Annotated in this window: 15 protein-coding genes and 1 riboswitch; of the genes, 10 read left to right on the plus strand and 5 right to left on the minus strand. The window is 46.3% G+C overall.

The features are described 5' to 3' along the window. Positions 1-24: 24 nt before the first annotated feature. Together AC58UX_RS28520 and AC58UX_RS28525 are read left to right on the plus strand one after the other, a co-directional pair. Positions 25-729 (plus strand): response regulator transcription factor, encoded by a 705-nt coding sequence (locus tag AC58UX_RS28520; protein ID WP_497259091.1) that lies wholly within the window; start codon positions 25-27, stop codon positions 727-729. Further along, positions 702-2087 carry a sensor histidine kinase gene (locus AC58UX_RS28525; protein WP_497259093.1) on the plus strand — a complete coding sequence of 462 codons (1386 nt, stop codon included), beginning with the start codon at positions 702-704 and terminating at the stop codon, positions 2085-2087. The genes AC58UX_RS28520 and AC58UX_RS28525 overlap by 28 nt, the downstream gene beginning before the upstream one ends. Positions 2088-2367: 280 nt before the next feature. Here the strand turns inward: AC58UX_RS28525 and AC58UX_RS28530 are convergent, their stop codons facing one another. Beyond that, positions 2368-2652 carry a helix-turn-helix domain-containing protein gene (locus AC58UX_RS28530; protein WP_497259095.1) on the minus strand — a complete coding sequence of 95 codons (285 nt, stop codon included), beginning with the start codon at positions 2650-2652 and terminating at the stop codon, positions 2368-2370. A gap of 2 nt (positions 2653-2654) precedes the next feature. Between AC58UX_RS28530 and AC58UX_RS28535 the strand changes: the two genes are divergently transcribed. The 8 genes from AC58UX_RS28535 to AC58UX_RS28570 all read left to right on the plus strand — a co-directional run bounded on the left by AC58UX_RS28535 (position 2655) and on the right by AC58UX_RS28570 (position 11849). Beyond that, positions 2655-4874 (plus strand): stalk domain-containing protein, encoded by a 2220-nt coding sequence (locus AC58UX_RS28535; protein ID WP_497259097.1) that lies wholly within the window; start codon positions 2655-2657, stop codon positions 4872-4874. Between the two features lie 259 nt (positions 4875-5133). Further along, positions 5134-6120 carry an SLAC1 anion channel family protein gene (locus AC58UX_RS28540; RefSeq protein ID WP_497259099.1) on the plus strand — a complete coding sequence of 329 codons (987 nt, stop codon included), beginning with the start codon at positions 5134-5136 and terminating at the stop codon, positions 6118-6120. A gap of 18 nt (positions 6121-6138) precedes the next feature. Then, positions 6139-7071, plus strand: a complete 933-nt coding sequence (locus AC58UX_RS28545) for a LysR family transcriptional regulator (RefSeq protein WP_497259101.1) — start codon at positions 6139-6141, stop codon at positions 7069-7071. A gap of 63 nt (positions 7072-7134) precedes the next feature. After that, positions 7135-7752, plus strand: a complete 618-nt coding sequence (locus tag AC58UX_RS28550) for an HAD-IA family hydrolase (RefSeq protein ID WP_497259103.1) — start codon at positions 7135-7137, stop codon at positions 7750-7752. Positions 7753-8152: 400 nt separating this feature from the next. Beyond that, positions 8153-8881, plus strand: a complete 729-nt coding sequence (locus AC58UX_RS28555) for a (Fe-S)-binding protein (RefSeq protein ID WP_497259297.1) — start codon at positions 8153-8155, stop codon at positions 8879-8881. Beyond that, positions 8878-10395 (plus strand): LutB/LldF family L-lactate oxidation iron-sulfur protein, encoded by a 1518-nt coding sequence (locus tag AC58UX_RS28560; protein WP_497259105.1) that lies wholly within the window; start codon positions 8878-8880, stop codon positions 10393-10395. Before AC58UX_RS28555 ends, AC58UX_RS28560 begins: the two co-directional genes overlap by 4 nt. Further along, positions 10388-11128 (plus strand): LutC/YkgG family protein, encoded by a 741-nt coding sequence (locus AC58UX_RS28565; RefSeq protein ID WP_497259107.1) that lies wholly within the window; start codon positions 10388-10390, stop codon positions 11126-11128. Before AC58UX_RS28560 ends, AC58UX_RS28565 begins: the two co-directional genes overlap by 8 nt. Before the next feature lie 13 nt (positions 11129-11141). Further along, entirely contained in the window at positions 11142-11849 is a 708-nt protein-coding gene (locus tag AC58UX_RS28570; protein ID WP_497259109.1) for a FadR/GntR family transcriptional regulator, read from the plus strand. Between the two features lie 139 nt (positions 11850-11988). Here AC58UX_RS28570 and AC58UX_RS28575 read toward each other — a convergent pair whose 3' ends face one another. The 4 genes from AC58UX_RS28575 to AC58UX_RS28590 form a co-directional block, all read right to left on the minus strand. Beyond that, positions 11989-13068, minus strand: a complete 1080-nt coding sequence (locus AC58UX_RS28575; protein ID WP_497259111.1) for a Ger(x)C family spore germination protein — start codon at positions 13066-13068, stop codon at positions 11989-11991. Continuing rightward, the gene (locus AC58UX_RS28580) at positions 13065-14174 is read right to left on the minus strand and encodes a hypothetical protein (protein WP_497259113.1); all 1110 of its coding nucleotides are present in this window, start codon (positions 14172-14174) and stop codon (positions 13065-13067) included. Before AC58UX_RS28580 ends, AC58UX_RS28575 begins: the two co-directional genes overlap by 4 nt. A gap of 3 nt (positions 14175-14177) precedes the next feature. Then, positions 14178-15521, minus strand: a complete 1344-nt coding sequence (locus AC58UX_RS28585; RefSeq protein WP_497259115.1) for a spore germination protein — start codon at positions 15519-15521, stop codon at positions 14178-14180. 78 nt (positions 15522-15599) lie between these two features. Then, positions 15600-17264 carry a sensor domain-containing diguanylate cyclase gene (locus tag AC58UX_RS28590; RefSeq protein ID WP_497259117.1) on the minus strand — a complete coding sequence of 555 codons (1665 nt, stop codon included), beginning with the start codon at positions 17262-17264 and terminating at the stop codon, positions 15600-15602. Between the two features lie 72 nt (positions 17265-17336). Next, positions 17337-17428: riboswitch (cyclic di-GMP riboswitch) on the minus strand. Positions 17429-17620: the final 192 nt, after the last annotated feature.

Here is a 17620-nt window from a genome sequence, read left to right on the forward strand (position 1 = left end):
GTGCAACACGTGGGAGGAAAGTTGATGAAAATACTCGTTGTGGAAGACGAGCTGCCTTTGCTGCAAACGATACGAACCTTGCTCGTAGAAGAAGGCTACCAAGTGGATGCGACAGCCTGCGGCGAAGAGGGCTGCTATTTGGCGGAGCAAGGCATTTATGATTTGTTGGTGCTCGATCGGATGCTGCCTGGGATGGATGGTGTCAAAATTGTGCATACCTTGCGGGCTAAGCAAGTGCTGACGCCGATCCTGTTCCTCACGGCAAGAGATAGTGTTGAGGATATGGTTAAGGGACTCGATTCGGGTGCTGACGATTATATGACGAAGCCATTTGGTGTACCGGAATTGCTCGCAAGAGTTCGTGCGCTGCTGCGCAGACGCGGAGGGATCGAAACTGAAGATCGGCTGGTATATGATCAACTCGTGCTGCAAGGAAGAACAAAGGAAGCTGCGATAGCTGGGAAGCCGTTGGAGCTTACTTTGAAGGAATTCGAGCTGCTTGAATATTTGCTGCGGAATCGGGGCCAAATTCTAACGCGTGAGCAAATTTGTCTACGGGTCTGGGGACTGGATTCGGATGTAGGGTCGAATGTTGTGGATGTCTACGTCTTCTATTTACGCAAAAAATTGAAGCCTTTCGATTACGATCACATGATCCATACGATTCGGAATGTCGGCTATATTTTAAAGGAGAATGCCGCATGTTCAAAAAGACCCGAATTCGTCTAACAACGTTGAACGCGGTTGTTTTCTTCGTCATCATTGTTTGTCTGGGCATCATTGTCTATACTGAATTGCGCCATCAATTGTATGCCAATGTCGATGCATCGTTACAGGAGCGAGTGCAGCAGGATGCGCAATTCTTCTATACAAAATCACAAATCCTGTCGCCGGATCCGGATGAGCCTAAGGAAGGCACGACTAAAAAGACATTAATTCAAGTTCAGGGCATCGATCCACGCGTGTTCGTGGTGCTGTGGGATGATCAAGGGAATGCCTACCCGATCTTAAGCGGTGCTGCGATGCGTAAAGAAGTTGATGCCTTCAAACCATATCGATCGGCTCAAACCCCTCAAACCGTTAACATGGATAATCATGCTTATCGAATTTATGCGATTCAGTATGATCAGCCCAAAATGATGAATCTTAAAGTGTTGACCGATCTTTCCCAGGCGAAAGGATTAGGATTAGAGACCATCACACCTACCTCGATTTTAAGCGAGGCGTCGACCAAAATTGTAGCGATTCAAGCCATTAGCCTCATCGACTCCGAGCAAAATATGTTGAAGCAGCTGTTCGAGCTTATCCTGATCGGGATCGTAGTAGGTGGCGCTGTAACGATATTGGCAGGTATGTACCTGGCCACTCAAGCGCTGCGGCCGATTAAGCAATCGTGGGATAAGCAGCAGCAATTCGTTGCCGATGCTTCGCATGAGCTGCGGATGCCGTTATCGATTATTCGAGCGAATGTGGAGTTGGCGTTTCGTCATCCAGAGCAATCGATTTTGAACATGAGTGAACCGCTCTCTGTGGTGCTTGAGGAATCGAAACGAATGGGTAGATTGACGGAACAGCTGCTGACGTTGGCCCGAGCGGATTCGAATCAAGAGGAAGTCATGCTGAAGCCTTTGCTGCTGACTGAGGTAATTCGTGAAGTCGTGCAGAAGTTCGAGCCGTTAGCTGAGCTGAAGCAGCAGAAGCTGGAATCACACGTCGAGAGCGGGATTGAGCTGATGGGGGATGTCGAACGAATCCACCAGCTACTGGTCATACTGCTCGACAACAGCATGAAGTTTACGCCTGCGGATGGCACGATTCGCATTGTGGCCCGCAAGAAGGGCCACGATGTTGAACTGGTGGTAGAAGACACGGGAGTTGGCATATCGGCAGAGGATCTGCCGCATATCTTCGACCGTTTCTACCACGGGGACAAGTCGCGGACGCGCAGCACAGGTGGCACCGGCCTAGGCCTCGCGATCGCGAAGTGGATCGTGGAGAAGCACGGCGGTGACATCACACCGGCTAGCGTGCTGGGGGAGGGAACGAAGATGATGCTTCGGTTCCCGGTGTGGCAGCGGAAGGGGTAGCGACTAAGAAGGATCAAACCTGCCTTGTTCCCACCCCTAACGGAACGTAGGTCCCTTATTTCTGCGAAAACACCACTTTTCGCAGAGTTACGGAAGTCAGAGCCCTTATTTCGGCTCTATTGAGCGAAATTCCTCGTTTTCCGGTAGAATAGCGGAACCACGTTCCGTTTCATCTGCTTTTTGTGCGATATCGCCAAAATAGCGTCCTGTAGTTCCCTATCTCTGTTAGCAGAATAGCTGATCCTAAAGTAGACGAATCTACTTAGGGATCAGCTATTTCTCATTTCTGCTTCCGATACCCGCTCGGCGTCATCCCTTTCGTCCGCAGAAATGAACGCGAAAACGTGGGATTAGAGGAAAAACCAGACTCATAGGCTACTTGTGAGATTGAGATCGGAAGATCCAACCATATGTATTGTGAAGATTCATCGCGATTTGTTTGCCTAAAACCATTGGTTTTAGGCTTTTTTATAGTCGTATTATTATAAAATAAATGGTTCTCAAGTTCCAAGTTCTTGTTATAATGGAAAAGTTGTTTAAAACAGGATAAGGGGAATACATACAAATATGATAGTAAGACTTAAGAATCATACTAAATTGTTAATATGGTTAAGTTGTTTGTTGGTTCTAGGAGTTTTAGCTATAAATGCAAGCAGTGCATATGCAGAAACTTCTTTATTTGAAGATCCGAATCTGGAGAAAGTTGTTCGAAGCTCAATCGGGAAGCGGAGCGGGGTTATCACTCCGGAAGATATGTTGAAGCTAAAGAGTATTTATGCTTACAAAGATGAAGGGATTTCAAGCCTGAAAGGACTCGAATACGCAAAAAACTTACAGAAGCTCATTGTATCCAAACAAAACATTACGAGCTTGGAGCCAATTGCTGGCCTTGCGAATTTAACGTTCATAGATGCATCTAATACGAAGATTACGGATCTCAAGCCACTAGGGCAGGTAGCTAAGCTGCAGCATTTGGCAATTGGAAACACGCATGTGGCGGATTTGAGTCCATTAGCCAAGCTTAAAAACCTAACCGAATTTTTTGCAGCTTCAACCAATATTTCCGATTTGGGTCCGTTGTCCGAGTTACGGTTAACATGGATCGAGGTTTCTGATAACAAATTAATGGATATTAAACCTCTTGGTAAGATGAACAACAGCTTGCGTCATGTTTTTATTAGCAGAACACGTATTCAGGATCTGTCTCCGATCATGAACAATTCCAACTTTGAGCACGTTTATGTAGAAGGAAATCCCCTTAATCGTAATAGTGTAGCTTATATGAAGACGTTGAGCGTTCAAGGAATTGATGTCAAATATGATGATGTAGTTACTTCTCAAATCACTGTACAAATCAATGGAAATCCGCTGCAATTTGAGGAGCAAGAACCGCAAATCTGGAATGGCAGCACATTGGTGCCAATGCGACGGATATTTGAAGCGCTAGGTGCGACTATTGAATGGGACCAAGCCAATCGAATTGTTAGAGGTACAAAAGATAAATCTTCCGTGTCGTTGCAAATCAATTCAAACGACGCCATGGTTAACGGCAAAAAGGTTGGTTTGGAGGTCGCACCACGTATCGTCAATAACACGACTATGGTGCCAGTACGCCTCATCAGCGAGGCGCTCGGAGCAGCAGTAACGTGGGATGCGGAGCAGAAAATCGTTCACATACAAACGACGAATGAAGCTAACGCGGGGCAAGGCAATCCTGCGGCTTCTCAACCGACGTCCTATGACTATCAATCACAACCTCGGGCGGTTTGGGCCTTCCAACCTAAAGTTGACACATCCAAAGTGTCGTCAAAAGGTAATAGCAGTTTTTATCCAGCAGTTGTGCAAGGTGATACGGTGTATTACGCAGATTTAACGGCAGTTTATGCCATTAATGAAGCCAATGGTAATTTAATTTGGTCTTATCCAGTAGAACATGTAACAGGCCTTACATTGGACGGCGGCATTATCTACTTTAGCGATACCAAACAGCATTATGCGCTAGATACGAAAACAGGGAGCGAGATTTGGACGGCCAAAGGGTATTTGAGCAGCGGTCCTTTCTTGATCGATGGAACAACTGCTTATTTTTCCGAAGGTGGCAATCTGGTTGCCCTTAATTCGTTAACAGGTGAGCGCTTATGGGCTTATACGGGACAGAGCAGTCTTACAAGTAATGGTAATGCAATTGTTGCTTACAAAGACAGTGTAATTATTGGAGAGTTGATGGGCAGGATCCAAGTGCTTAATGCCAATACTGGAAAAGAAGAATGGCATCTGGACTTCCCAACGTATTTAAACTATGGGAACACCTTCCCTTCATCTCCAAATCAGCTGTCCCTTAGTGGAAATACGCTTGTTGTAGGGACACAAAACAATTTTGTGAATGCAATCGATATGGATACGCATTCGATTCGGTGGCAAAAGGAGCTTACGTCCACCTCTTCATCGCTTATGATCCAAAACAACGCGGTAGTTGCCGTAAGTGGGACTTTTGAACTTATCTTTACCGAGTGGGATTTGGAAACGGGACAAGAGCGAATGAAAAAACAGTTCAATGAGTATATGGATGGCGGTTGGAATCGATTGAGTATGACGGATACCATGATCATTCTTCCAGTTAGCACCATGCGTAACGGATACTACCTGTTAGGGGTCGACCGTCGTAATGGTGATCAGAAGTGGGTCCAGATGACGGCGAACTTCGGTAACGCACCTGTACTGACCAACGAAAGTATCTACATGACTGATATTGCGGGGAATTTGTCCAAATGGTCGGGAAATAAATGAATGAAAGGCAGCCGAATGAGGCTGCCTTTTTGTTATTTACAGCGAAGGTAAATGAAGCCGTAACTAAGGATCCATAGAAATTACGCATGATTATGATAGAAAAATGAACATTGATGGGGGGAATGATGATTTATTATAATCACACTACAATGTGATGGTGAGGTTTTCGCACGTATTGTCCTTATGCCTGTTACAAATAATATGGCATGTTAACACTGCGTGTTTACGAAGACTATTTGATTTGAAAGTGGTGAGCACCTTGGAGTTAACAGCAACCAAGCAACAGAATATAGACAAAATAGGATCCATTCAATATTTACCGGTAAATTTATTCGCCGCGGTTATGGGGATTGCGGGCTTTTCCTCATCTTGGAGACTCTCCCACGAGCTCTTTCACACGTCGGCTGTATTAGCTGACCTCACAGGAGCCATTGCCATACTCGTATTCCTACTACTATCCATAGGTTTCTTGGTGAAGTGGATTCGTTATCCGCAGAAGGTAGCAGCAGAGTTCACACATCCGATTTTCGGGAATTTTTTCGGTACTGTACCCATTTCTATTTTGCTGCTATCATCGATATTGAGTCCATATCAGAAGGGGCTTAGTGAGTTTGTATGGATATTTGGTATGATTCTCACATTAGCGTTAAGTTATATAATTATTTCCCGTTTACTAAAAGGTAAATTGGATCCAGCCCATGCAGTTCCTGCCTGGCTCATACCCTGTGTAGGCGTACTTGATATTGCCGTAACTGGCGGAACCATGCCGTTTGCTTGGGCTCATGAAGTCAATTTATTGAGTCTTGCCATTGGTGGTTTTAACGCACTTCTATTTTTTACGCTGATTATTAATCGATTAATTCATCATGAGTCGCTAGCCGTAGCCTTGATGCCTTCGATGATGATCTTGATCGCACCATTTGCAGTCGGGTTCTTGGGCTATACCAACGCTTTACACAGGATCGATAATTTTGCAGCGATATTGTTTTATTTCGGGCTTTTCCTCTTTATTGTTCTTGCTGTTAAAATATTTAGGAAAGCCATTCACTTTGGAGCATCCTGGTGGGCTGTTAGCTTTCCGATAGCAGCACTTAGTAGTGCCGCGTTAAAATATGCGATCGATGTGAATACTTGGCCTTTAAAAGTGATTGCAGCTTTAATCCTTTTGATATTAACGATTGTCATCATCGTTTTATTTGTTCGAACGCTCATTCATTTGTTCAACGGAAAGCTATTGCAAGGATGAATTGGGAACCCGAGGTGAATGAGAATGGAATTAAGACAGTTAGAATATTTCATGACGACCTGCGAAGAACTCCATTTTACTCGGGCTGCTGAGAAGCTTGGTATTACACAACCTACATTAAGTCATCAAATTAAGGCCATTGAGAATGAGCTTGGTGTTCGGTTGTTTGATCGAATTGGGAAAAAGACGATGATAACCGAAGCGGGTATGATTTTGTACCAGCAATCCCATAAAGCAATACGATCTTTGACCAGTGCACGCGAGCAAATTCAAGAACTGCAGAACATAGAGCGCGGCACGTTATCCATTGGTGCTTTACCGGGAGAATTAAATGAACTCGTTTCATCAATGTTAGTCGACTTTCATCGCAAGTATCCGAATATACACATAAAGTTGATTGCTAATGAAGATGTTGTGGAACGGGTCATGGATAATGAACTGGACTTTGCGATTTCGATTTTACCTGTAGAACATGAGAAATTAGTGTTTAAGCCTTTATATAAAGAAGCCTTCTACTTCGTTACGACCGCTAACCATCCTTTGGCCAGCTACCCTCAGATTAATTTTGAGGAGTTAGTAACAACGCCCATTGTGATGTTTCCGGAAACACACCGATGCCGACAACTGATTGATACCACCTGTCAGAATGCAGGCCTAGAATTAAAACCTTTTATTGAAACAACAACGATCGATTCTTTATTAAATTTAGTAAGGTCCGGGATCGGGGCTACGATTCTTGCTAAAACATTAATCGAGATGAAGCCCTATGAAGATTTAATCATCATTCCAATCGTAAACCCCACGCTCTGTCGCGAAGTAGGAATCGTGTATCACAAAGATAAATATATCGGACAGGCGGCAAGTGGTTTTATTGATCTGATTATTGCTTACATTAAGTCCATTAAGAAAGACGAGCCTACAGCATATTGTGATCAAGCCTCGGGAGTGTGATAGCCTGAGGCTTTTTGTTGTGCGGCACTTCCATGTTAAAATAAGGAAATGGGAGGGACGGACATGTATAAACACATAATTTGGGATTTTGATGGTACACTTTTTGACTCCTATCCAGTGATGGGGAGAATTTTTCAAGAAGTGCTTGAAGAGGAAGGCATTTCAGAATCCATAGATGAAATCGTGAAGCATATGAAAGTATCGATGACTCATGCTTTTCAACACTACGAAAAGAAATATCAAGTCGATCATATTTTTAAAGAGAAATATCAGAAACAAAGAAATGAAACGGAAATCCATTTATCCCGACCATTTGAAGGCATTGAGGAAATTTGTAAATACATAGATTCTTCGAATAGAAAGAATTATTTATATACGCATAGAGGAGAATCAGCCATCCAGCTTTTGAAAATGTACGGTTTATATGATTACTTTTCTGATTTTATAACATCACAACAAGGTTTTGAAAGAAAACCAAGTCCTGAAGCTATTACCTATCTTATCGATAAACATCAGATCATCCCCTCCGAGGCGATCATGATTGGCGATCGTGATTTGGATATATTAGCAGCCAAAAACGCGGGGATCGATGCTTGTTTTTTTGCCGATCGTGATGATCAAAATAGTAAATCAGCTGATTTTACGATAACTAGTATTCAAAAGTTATATTCGATTATTTAGCAATTATGAGGAAGCGATCCAGGGGGCAGTTGCTCAAGTCCACTGCCCACCTCCGGCAAAGATGCGAAAGAGCACTTTTTTCGGGTAAAAAGACCCAAATTAACTAAATTAGTGCGAAAGTGCAACAATTTAACCCGACATGGTGCCGAAATGGGAAGTGAGGGCAGAAATTGTTGCACAATTGCACTAATCTCATACAGAGCGTTTAGTTAACTATAAAAGGGTGCTCTTTTGCATTTTTCACCAGCTTTGGGCAACGGTGAGGAACGTCTTATAAAGAAATATAGCAGAAGTTTATTTCACAGCTTCCGCAAAAACCTCTTCTCAAGACGAGGAGGGGTATGCTACACTTAACATGTCTGACAACCTGATAAGTTATCGAAAGAAAGTGGGGCTTCTCATGAAGGTTTCCTTATTTATTACGTGTCTAAGTGATGCATTATATCCCAAGGTTGGCGAAGCGATTGCGCGTCTACTCGGGCATTACGGTGTTCTGCTAGAATTGCCAACGGTGCAAACGTGCTGCGGCCAGCCTGCCTATAACAGCGGCTACTGGGATGAGGCAAGAGCAACAGCGAAAACGATTCTTACAGCATTTGAAGATAGTGATTTTGTGATTTCGCCTTCGGGCTCTTGCACGTATATGATTCATCACTACGCGAATTTGTTTAAGGATGAGCCGGAGTGGTTGGAGAAAGCGACACAGCTTCAGAACAAAACGTACGAATTTACACAGTTCCTGGTAAGCGTCCTGAATATCACGGATTTGGGTGCTGTTTTTCCACATAAAGTCACGTATCACCCTTCCTGTCACGGAAGCAGGCTGCTCGGCGTAAAGTCAGAGCCGCTTGCCCTTTTGCAGAGTGTAAAAGATTTAGAGTTAGTACCACTGCCTTTTGCCGAGGATTGCTGTGGATTTGGCGGAACGTTTTCGGTGAAAATGGCCGATATTTCCGGGGCAATGGTGCAGGAGAAAGTAGACCACGTGAAGGAAACCGAAGCAGAGGTGTTGGTTGGGCTGGATTTGGCCTGCCTGATGAATATTGCTGGGAATTTGCGTTATCGCAACGAGCCGGTGAGAGTAATGCATCTAGCTGAGCTGCTATATGAAGGGGTGAAGCACGCATGAGCCACGCGACGGGGAAGTCATCAACGGTTAAGGAACGGGCAGATATCGCGTTAAATGATGAGTTTCTGCGCAAAGCCGTCAAGTTTACGACGGAGCGGCTTCGCGGCGGGAAGCTAAAAGCGGCGGCCGATCACGGAAACTGGGACGATTGGCGTGAACGCGGTAGACAAATTCGTCTGCATACAATCGCGCATTTGGATTATTACTTAACGACGTTTGCGAACAATGCGCGAGCGAACGGGGTTCATGTGCATTTTGCCGATACAGATGTCGAGGCAGTTAAAATTTCCTTGGAAATCGCGGCAGCCAAACAAGCCAAATCGGTCGTAAAATCCAAGTCGATGGTGACCGAGGAGCTGCATTTGAACAAGGCGCTGGCCTCCATTGGGGTTGAAGCGATTGAGACGGATCTAGGCGAGTACATCATTCAGCTAGCGGATGAAACGCCATCCCATATTATCATTCCAGCTATTCATAAAAATAGATATCAAATCGCCGAGCTATTATCGAAGGATGCTGGGGAGACTTTGGCCCCGGATACGACGATTCTTGCTGGCTTTGTTCGAAAGAAATTAAGAGAGAAATTCCTAGAAGCCGATATTGGGATGACGGGCTGTAATTTTGCCATTGCGGAGAGCGGATCGATGGTCCTTTTTGAAAATGAAGGGAACGCCCGCATGGTCACAACGGTGCCTAAGACGCAAATCACACTCATGGGGATGGAGCGGATTATCCCTACGTGGGCGGACCTCGAGGTCATGGCGACATTGCTTCCTCGTTCCGCCACAGGGCAAAAACTGACCGTGTACATGTCCGGCATCACAGGTCCGAGAAGAGATGTGGATGCAGATGGTCCGGAAGAGATGCATATCATCATCGTCGACAACGGGCGCTCGCAGCAGCTCGGCGATCCGGAGTTCCAAGAGCTGCTCAACTGCATCCGCTGCGGTGCATGTCTGAACGCGTGCCCGGTGTACCGCCATATCGGCGGTCATGCCTACGGGGGCACGTATAGCGGGCCGATCGGCGCTGTGCTTACGCCAGCGCTTAAGAAAAACGTGGCGGATTGGGATGATATCGCCAACGCTTCAAGTCTTTGCGGGGCCTGCTATGAGGCCTGCCCGGTGAAGATTCCGCTGCACGACATGCTAGTATCGCTGCGCAGGCGCAAGGTCGAGGCCGGCCATGGCGACAAGGTCGAGGCCGCAGGGATGAAGGGCTTTGCCGCCGTGATGGGCAATGCGAAGCGTTTCAACGCCGTACTGAAGCTCGGCAGAATTGGCCAAAAGCTCGTCGTTCGCGACGGTGGCATCCGTCTGAAGGTCGGCCCTCTGAAAGGGTGGAACACGTACCGTGTAACGCCAAGTCTTCCGAAGGCCTCTTTCCGCGAAGGCTGGAAAACGCTCGAGCAAGAAATTCGCCATGGACTTACGGAGGCCGATCCTGCGATCCAAGCAAGGATGGCTGCCGCATTGGCAGCGCGGGGCACAAAGGGAGGACATCATCATGGCTAAACGTGACATCACGCCAGAATGGCAGGAGAAGTTAAAAGAACTGGATAAGCAATCCTTGGCTGAGCAGGAACGTTTTATTCAAGGTATCGCCAATAAGCTGGGACGTGCACGTGTAACGGAAAAACCGGCGCATCCTTTCCAAGGCGCTTCGGATAGCTGGAAAGCGTTCAACTGGTCCCCAGAAGAACGCATTGAGAACTTCACGGCTAACTTCCATGCCGCTGGCGGGCACGTCGTTAGGGTTCCTTCGATGGATGCGGCGAAAGCGACCATCGAAGAGCTCGTTAACACGTTAAGCATCAAACGTGTCATCCATCAGGATCAAGCGGAGCTTCATGCGCTTGAACTTGGCCAATCCCTTCCAGAGGTCGACTTCGCGGTATGGAATACCGACGAGGATACGAACTGGAAGGCCAGCGCAGCGAACGCCGATCTGGGCATCGTCATGGCCGACCATGCCGCGGCTTACACAGGATCGCTAACTGTGTTATCATCAAAAGAAAAGGGCAGATCGGTGAGCCTGCTCCCCACGGCGTTGATCGTCCTGCTGCCCATCGAACGATTGAAAACGAGACTAGGCGAAATACTCGCCCCACTCGATCAGATAGCAAGGAAAGACCTGCCTGCCGGCGTCCACTTCATCTCGGGTCCAAGCCGTTCGGCGGATATTGAGAACGATTTGACGATTGGTGTTCACGGTCCAGGGATTGTGCACGTGCTACTTATCGGATAGAAGAGGTACTCATATGGAAGTTACGAAGCTGCAGAAACAGAATCACTACGATGAGATCGCCCAGCAGATCAAAGAAATGATTGTGCAGGGACAATTGAAGATGGGGGATAAGCTCCCTTCTACCAAAGAGCTGTCCGAGCGCTTCGGCGTCGGGCGTTCCACGATGAGGGAAGCGCTCAGCGCTTTGAAGGCGATGGGCCTCATCGAGATTCGGCAAGGCGGCGCGTGTCGTGTCATCCGGCAAGCACCAACCGAGGTGACGCTGCCGGAGTGGACATCGCTTCGCATGAATCGGACGACGCTGCTGGAGCTCATGGAAGTGCGGCAATCGCTGGAGATCTCGATCGCTTCCATTGCAGCGCGCAAACGTACGCCCGAAGACTTAGCGCAGCTGCAGCGCATCATGCAAGATATGGAGAACGCTGTAGGCGATGATGCCGAGGGAGAAAGAACTGATCTTGCCTTCCACGAGCTGCTCGTACAAGCGACGCACAACGCTATCATGGTGCAGACGTGCGACTCCATCCGCAATGCCATGGAAATGATGATTCGCGATATCCGCCGCGCGGAGCTGTATGCGAATCAGGAAGTGGCGGTTCAGCTTTTGAAGGAACATAAAGTGATCTATGAAGCGATTCTCAGCGGTGATCCGGTGCTAGCCTCAGAGGCGATGCGTGAGCATTTGGAGCATGTGGAGAGTATTTTGATCAAATATATATAAATATGTAGAGGCCTCCCCCAGCACGAAATGTTGAGGGAAGGCCTTTTTTGCTGTCCAAAATGGTTCACAGGTGGAGATAGTCGACGAAACCGACTAAACTCGCTCGAATCGGGCTCCATCGGGATTGCCCCTGCTCATCTCAATGCACCAATCCCGTACTCTCAATTTTAACATGCGTTTCCACTTCGAACTTTACCTCTGGATAAACGGACTGCCAATATTCCCAATCCTGTTCTTTCCCAAAATACTGGCCCAAATAATGAAGCCCGAAGCCATACGGATCTACCTTGGCATCTCTGATTTTGTAGAGGAGCTCCTCTACCTCCTGGTTGACATGCTCTTCGAGCTTGGGCTGCACTTCGTGAATGTTCAATCCTAAGGTGCCTTGTTCAATCATGCCGGAGAGATTGAGCGTCAGCTTGACGATAGGCGTATCCGCTTTCGTAATCGAGATGTGCTTGGTGACTCTCGCCACATAGAAGGCCAGCGGCTTTCCGTTATAAGTAATCGCAATGCCTGACTTGCTGAACGCATTCGCGCTCATATTATAAAGCTGAGTCTCCTGCGGATTGAGGACGATACGCTGATTGGTTTTATTAAATAGCGACAGATGTTCAACGACGTATGAATCCCCATCAAAGCTAACGATCGGAAAATAGGGATCCATCCCTTTTTCCTTGAAACGCCGAAACGTATCGAACAAAATCTCGGTTACTGTGTAAGGAGAAATGGTTCCCTCTTTGCCGAAAGTAAGGAAGAACGAGTTTCCAGCGAGTCGCTCTGTGGTTGGATTCGCCTCAATCAGTTTACGCGCATTGGGTTCTGCGATGGCCATATAGGAGATTAATTGAATGTCTCGTCTGCGCGTAAGCCAATTTAAAGGCTCTTCTAGGGATATCTTCGCCAAGCTATCCCCGAATAAGAACATCCGGCAATGGCCGAAATCGAGCTCTTTGTCCACATGCGCTTTTAGATTTCTAACCGCTTCTGCGATGCTCTTGGCTTCCTGATGTTCAATCTGGCTCTCGGCTAAGCCTTCACCTACCTTAGAAGCGGGGATCGCAAGCCGCAGAGTAACGGAATAGGGCTTATCTTCCTTGCCTGTCCAATCGAAGCCCATTGCGACGACAAAGAAGCGCTTATCAATATCTTTAAAGCTGCAACCGCCTAGAAAAGCACAGAATAGGACAATAGTTAGACAAGTGAGAAATCGTTTCATAGCTGTATAGTTTCCTTTTTTTGCTTCCTAACGAAATACATCATCAAGCCTAGGAAATAGATCTCGAGGAAAAATCGCAAGATTAACCAGCCTTCGGAGATATGTTGGCTGCGCTCTAGATTGATGAATCGCATGAAAGCGAATGCTAATAAGCCGATGCCTAATGCAAGCCATACATTGATCCAGGGGGCAGGATCTTCTTCTACTTGGGTCGCGCCATGAAGGGAGTAGCGGATGAGCATGATCGTCGTGTGCCACGTATTCATGACGAATAAGAGCGACAGCCCTGTAAAAAGCAGCAGAAAAATGAACAAAACACGATTAATAAATCCGTATTCCGTCAGCATGGAATCTGCCGTCATACTCCACAGATACACGTAATCTGCAACCCCGACGGTACCATGAAAGCCAATCGGCACAAAAAAGGTAATCGTCAGGAATACGATGCCGAATAGCGGAACAACCCAGCGGAAACGAAATTTAAAGCCTACGGTATACAGGCGATTGAAAATAAGGAGGCTGAGATACCCTGAGAATAAAAAAGTAGAAGCAGCAATTGTACTGAAGGACGGAGGCTTATTGACATACCCAGCCACATAACGAATCGCATCCCAGTTAATATTTTCATTAAAAGCAGCTTTCATAATAAACAAAATGAGCAAGGGGGAGCTGAGGATAACCATAATTTCATGAATGAATTGAACAGAACGTGTGGATCTACTGCATGCCCAAACTGCCGCAGTTGTCATGAGTAACAAATTTAAATAGGGATTGATATCGGGATAGAAAAACATACGGACCGTCTCGGCGTAAGCATAAATGACGATAATACCAGCCGGCAGCCACAGGCACAGCGCAGCAAATAAGATGTTGGCTTGGGTAAACCAACGCGGGGTATAACGATCGCATATCTCTGGAAAGCCGAGTCCAGGAAACCGCTCAAAGCAAGCCATTGTGCCAAGCGAAAGGATCGAACCTATAACCATTGCAATGAGCATGCCAGAAACAGCGCCATTAAACCGATCGCGGATTAGCAACCCGGGGACAAACATCATGATATTAATCATGCCGACATAGAGCACATGATAGTAGGTATACCGCGACATGATTTACTTGGACCCCTTCCTAAGATTGGAATGGTGTGCTTTCGCCTCAAGTTTGGGGACATAGAAGGCCAGATAAGGCTGACCGAAGCTTCGAAGACTGCACCAATAGGAAATTAAGATGAAGCCAAGCACGACGACACCTAGTAACCCAAAGAATATGGAAGCTATCACAAAGATATATTTAACGAAGCGGACCGAGTAGCCAAAGCCATTATTAGGTATGACGAAATTAGAAATAGCCACAACCGAGGTCACAATAATCATAATGGAGCTGACTAATCCGGCCATTTGGATGGCTTGACCTAGGATGAGGCCCCCAACGGTTGTTGCGGTCGAACCCACATAGCGCGGCAGCCTGAGACTAGCTTCGTTTAAGGCTTCGATCATGAATAACATAATAAAAACCTCAATAAAAGACGGGTAGGGGACGACGACACGGCTTCCTGCGATTGAAAGTGTCAATTGAACGCGAAGCACCTCGGGATTATAGGAGACAATTGCAATATAAAGTGCAGGCAGTGTAATCGTTAAAAACATAGCAAAATAGCGAAGAAGGACGAGACACTTACTCATCCAATACGATTCATAGTCATCATCCATCGCATGCAGGAAATCAAAGAGCCGCACAGGAAGAAGAAGCCCAAAGCGGCTTCCATCCTGAAGAAGAGCGATTTTGCCGCGTTCAAGCGTGGCTGCGATGCGGTCTGGCCTCTCGGTTTGGAGGATGATGGGAAAAAAACGATGTCTCCATCCCGATAGCGACTGCATGAGCTGGCCCGCTGCTTGGAGCACTTTAATTTGTACGTTGGAAATCCGCTCGTTTAATAGTCCAAGTACTTCTTCATTGACAAGGTTTTTGTCATAAAGAACGGTAACACGCGTCTTCGATATTTGCCCAATCGTGTGCGTTTCTACGCAAAGGGAGGGCACATTATAACGCATCCGGACTAAGCTTATGTTTAAATCCAAATCTTCGGTGAGGGCACTTTGAGGCCCTTGAATGGCAATCTCTACCTGAACGGTATCAGGCTTCTCCTGAAACTTTCGCTGCACGTCATACCGGTAAATCCCATCTTCAATTTGAAAAAGGACAGTCCCTTTGAGAAGCAAGGATGTCCAATGTTCGGAAGAATTCACTGTTCCGAAGGCAGGGTTCGCGTTAAGCATACGTTCGAATTCTTCCGGGTTAAAGCAATATGAGTAAGGAACGGTCAATCCGTTTTTGATTAAAGCGAGATCACAGAGAGAGGGGAAGTAGATCACTTCCATTTGCATATAGCCATTGTCTAGGGTGTCATAGAAAAGATCAGCTGGGTCGTTCAACTCAGCACGGATTTGTTCAATCATATCAATTCCCCCAATTCCCTTACATTACCATGCGGCTTAGGGTGCCCTGAAAGGGGGGAGAATAATCATTGGAGGCGGTTAACCTTGCAAATATTGTTCAAAGACCATTTTGTGAGGAACTTTCATGCGCATATCATGCTGGAAAAATTGGTAAGTGTTTCGTCCCTGATCCTTGGCGGCATACATGGCCTGGTCTGCATGTTTGAGCAGCTCCTCCTGCGTATCTCCATCATACGGATACATGGAAATCCCGATATTCGTAGAGACGTAAATATCTCCAATGTCCAAATGAAAAGGAATCTCCAACAATGCGATGATGTTCTGGGCGTGCTCTCTGATCGAATGTGGATTCCCTTGGGGAAGCAGAATGACAAATTCATCGCCGCTTAGTCGAGAGACGGACCCACTCTCAGGTAAGCAACTCGAGAGTAAAGCAGCAAATTTTTGCAGGGTGTGATCGCCAACCAGATGACCGAAGGAATCATTAATCCATTTGAATCGATAAATATCTAGAAACATAACGCCGAAGGTCTCATGGTGTCGCTGTGCGTGAGATAAAGTATGCTGGAACAGTTCATTACATTGATTACGGTTAGGCAATCCAGTCAAATGATCAAAGTAAGCTAATTGATGAATGAGTTCTTCCGATTTTCTTTTTTCGGTTAAGTCCCGGAGGTAGGCCGTATAAATGGTTCTCCCCCCATAGACGATATTCGTTATGATAATTTCAGCCGGAAATGTGCTGCGGTCTGCTCGGTACGCAGTCATTTCAAAGCGTCTGCCAATGAAGGAATCGGCTTTTTGACTCATCAGCTGGTATAGCGATGCGGCATCTTGTCCATCTTGATCGAAAGGAAAAAGGAGATCGAATAGCGTACGTTTCAGCGCTTCTTTGCGCGTGTAGCCGAATACTGCTTCTGCTGCCGGATTGAACTCAATGATCCAGCCCTGTGACTTGAACATGAAGATACAATCGATGGCTGATTCTAAAATAGAAGCTTTAAGCGCAATCTGTTCAGCCAATCGCCGATCCACGGAGAGGGAGCTAATAAAACTGATTGCGAAGATGAGCAAGGTTCCGAAGGCCACATACATGGCGACTACAAAGAAGTCCATATTCACAGCCTTGGCACTATGCGGATGGGATACGGCAGGAAACGTCATGACAGCGGACGTCATCCCCGTGTAGTGCATGGCAGTAATCGCGATACTCATAATAAGGCTGCTAAGGGGTAGACGGTGATGGTTTCGTTTAAAAAAGAAGTAAAGCGCCGTTATGGACGCGAATATAGCGATCACAATAGATAAAGTAAGAGGTAATATCTTATATTGGATAGTTACATGTTGCAAGGCAGCCATCCCGATATAATGCATGCCGCTAATCGCTAAGCCCATGAAGGTACCGCCAATAAGGAACCTAGAGCGGATGGAGCTCGCTTGAAAGGCGACGAGAAGTCCGACCAATGCGCCGCCGACGGCCACAAGAATGGAGATACTGACAAGCGAAATATCATAGGTTACGTTACTGGGCAAATGAAAGGCTAACATCGCGATGAAATGCATGGACCATATGCCTATGCCCATCACGAGCGCACTGCATATAATCCAGCTCTTCTGATGCCATCCTTCGGAAGTAGATACTTTACGAGCTAGATTCAAAGCCGTATACGAGGCAAGCAGCGCAATTACAAACGAAAGCAGGACAAGCACGAAATTATAACTATCCGTTAGCGAATGGTGCATCAGAGAGCCCTCCTACTATTTTCCCGGCATCAAAAAAAGGATCATCCCGAAATAAAGGATCATCCCTTCATATCCGGCAACCTGTCAACCGTAGCATCCCAATTGGTATGCGTTAGGCCATGGCTTTGCGTCTCACCGTTTCCGATGATTTGCCTTTTCGATTTGATCTTCATTTGTGCTCAGTACCGAGTAAACCCACTACTATTTAACTATTATAAAGTAGGTAAAAAATACCTGTATATAGCGATAAAAGCGGGATTTTGTCGAATTTAATTAAGAAAGTTAAAGTCTGCCCATTTTTTTACTTTATAGGTAAAAAACACGGCTTAATCACTTAGGAAAGTGGCTATTCCGTG

The organism is Paenibacillus sp. J22P90, assembly GCF_059692195.1.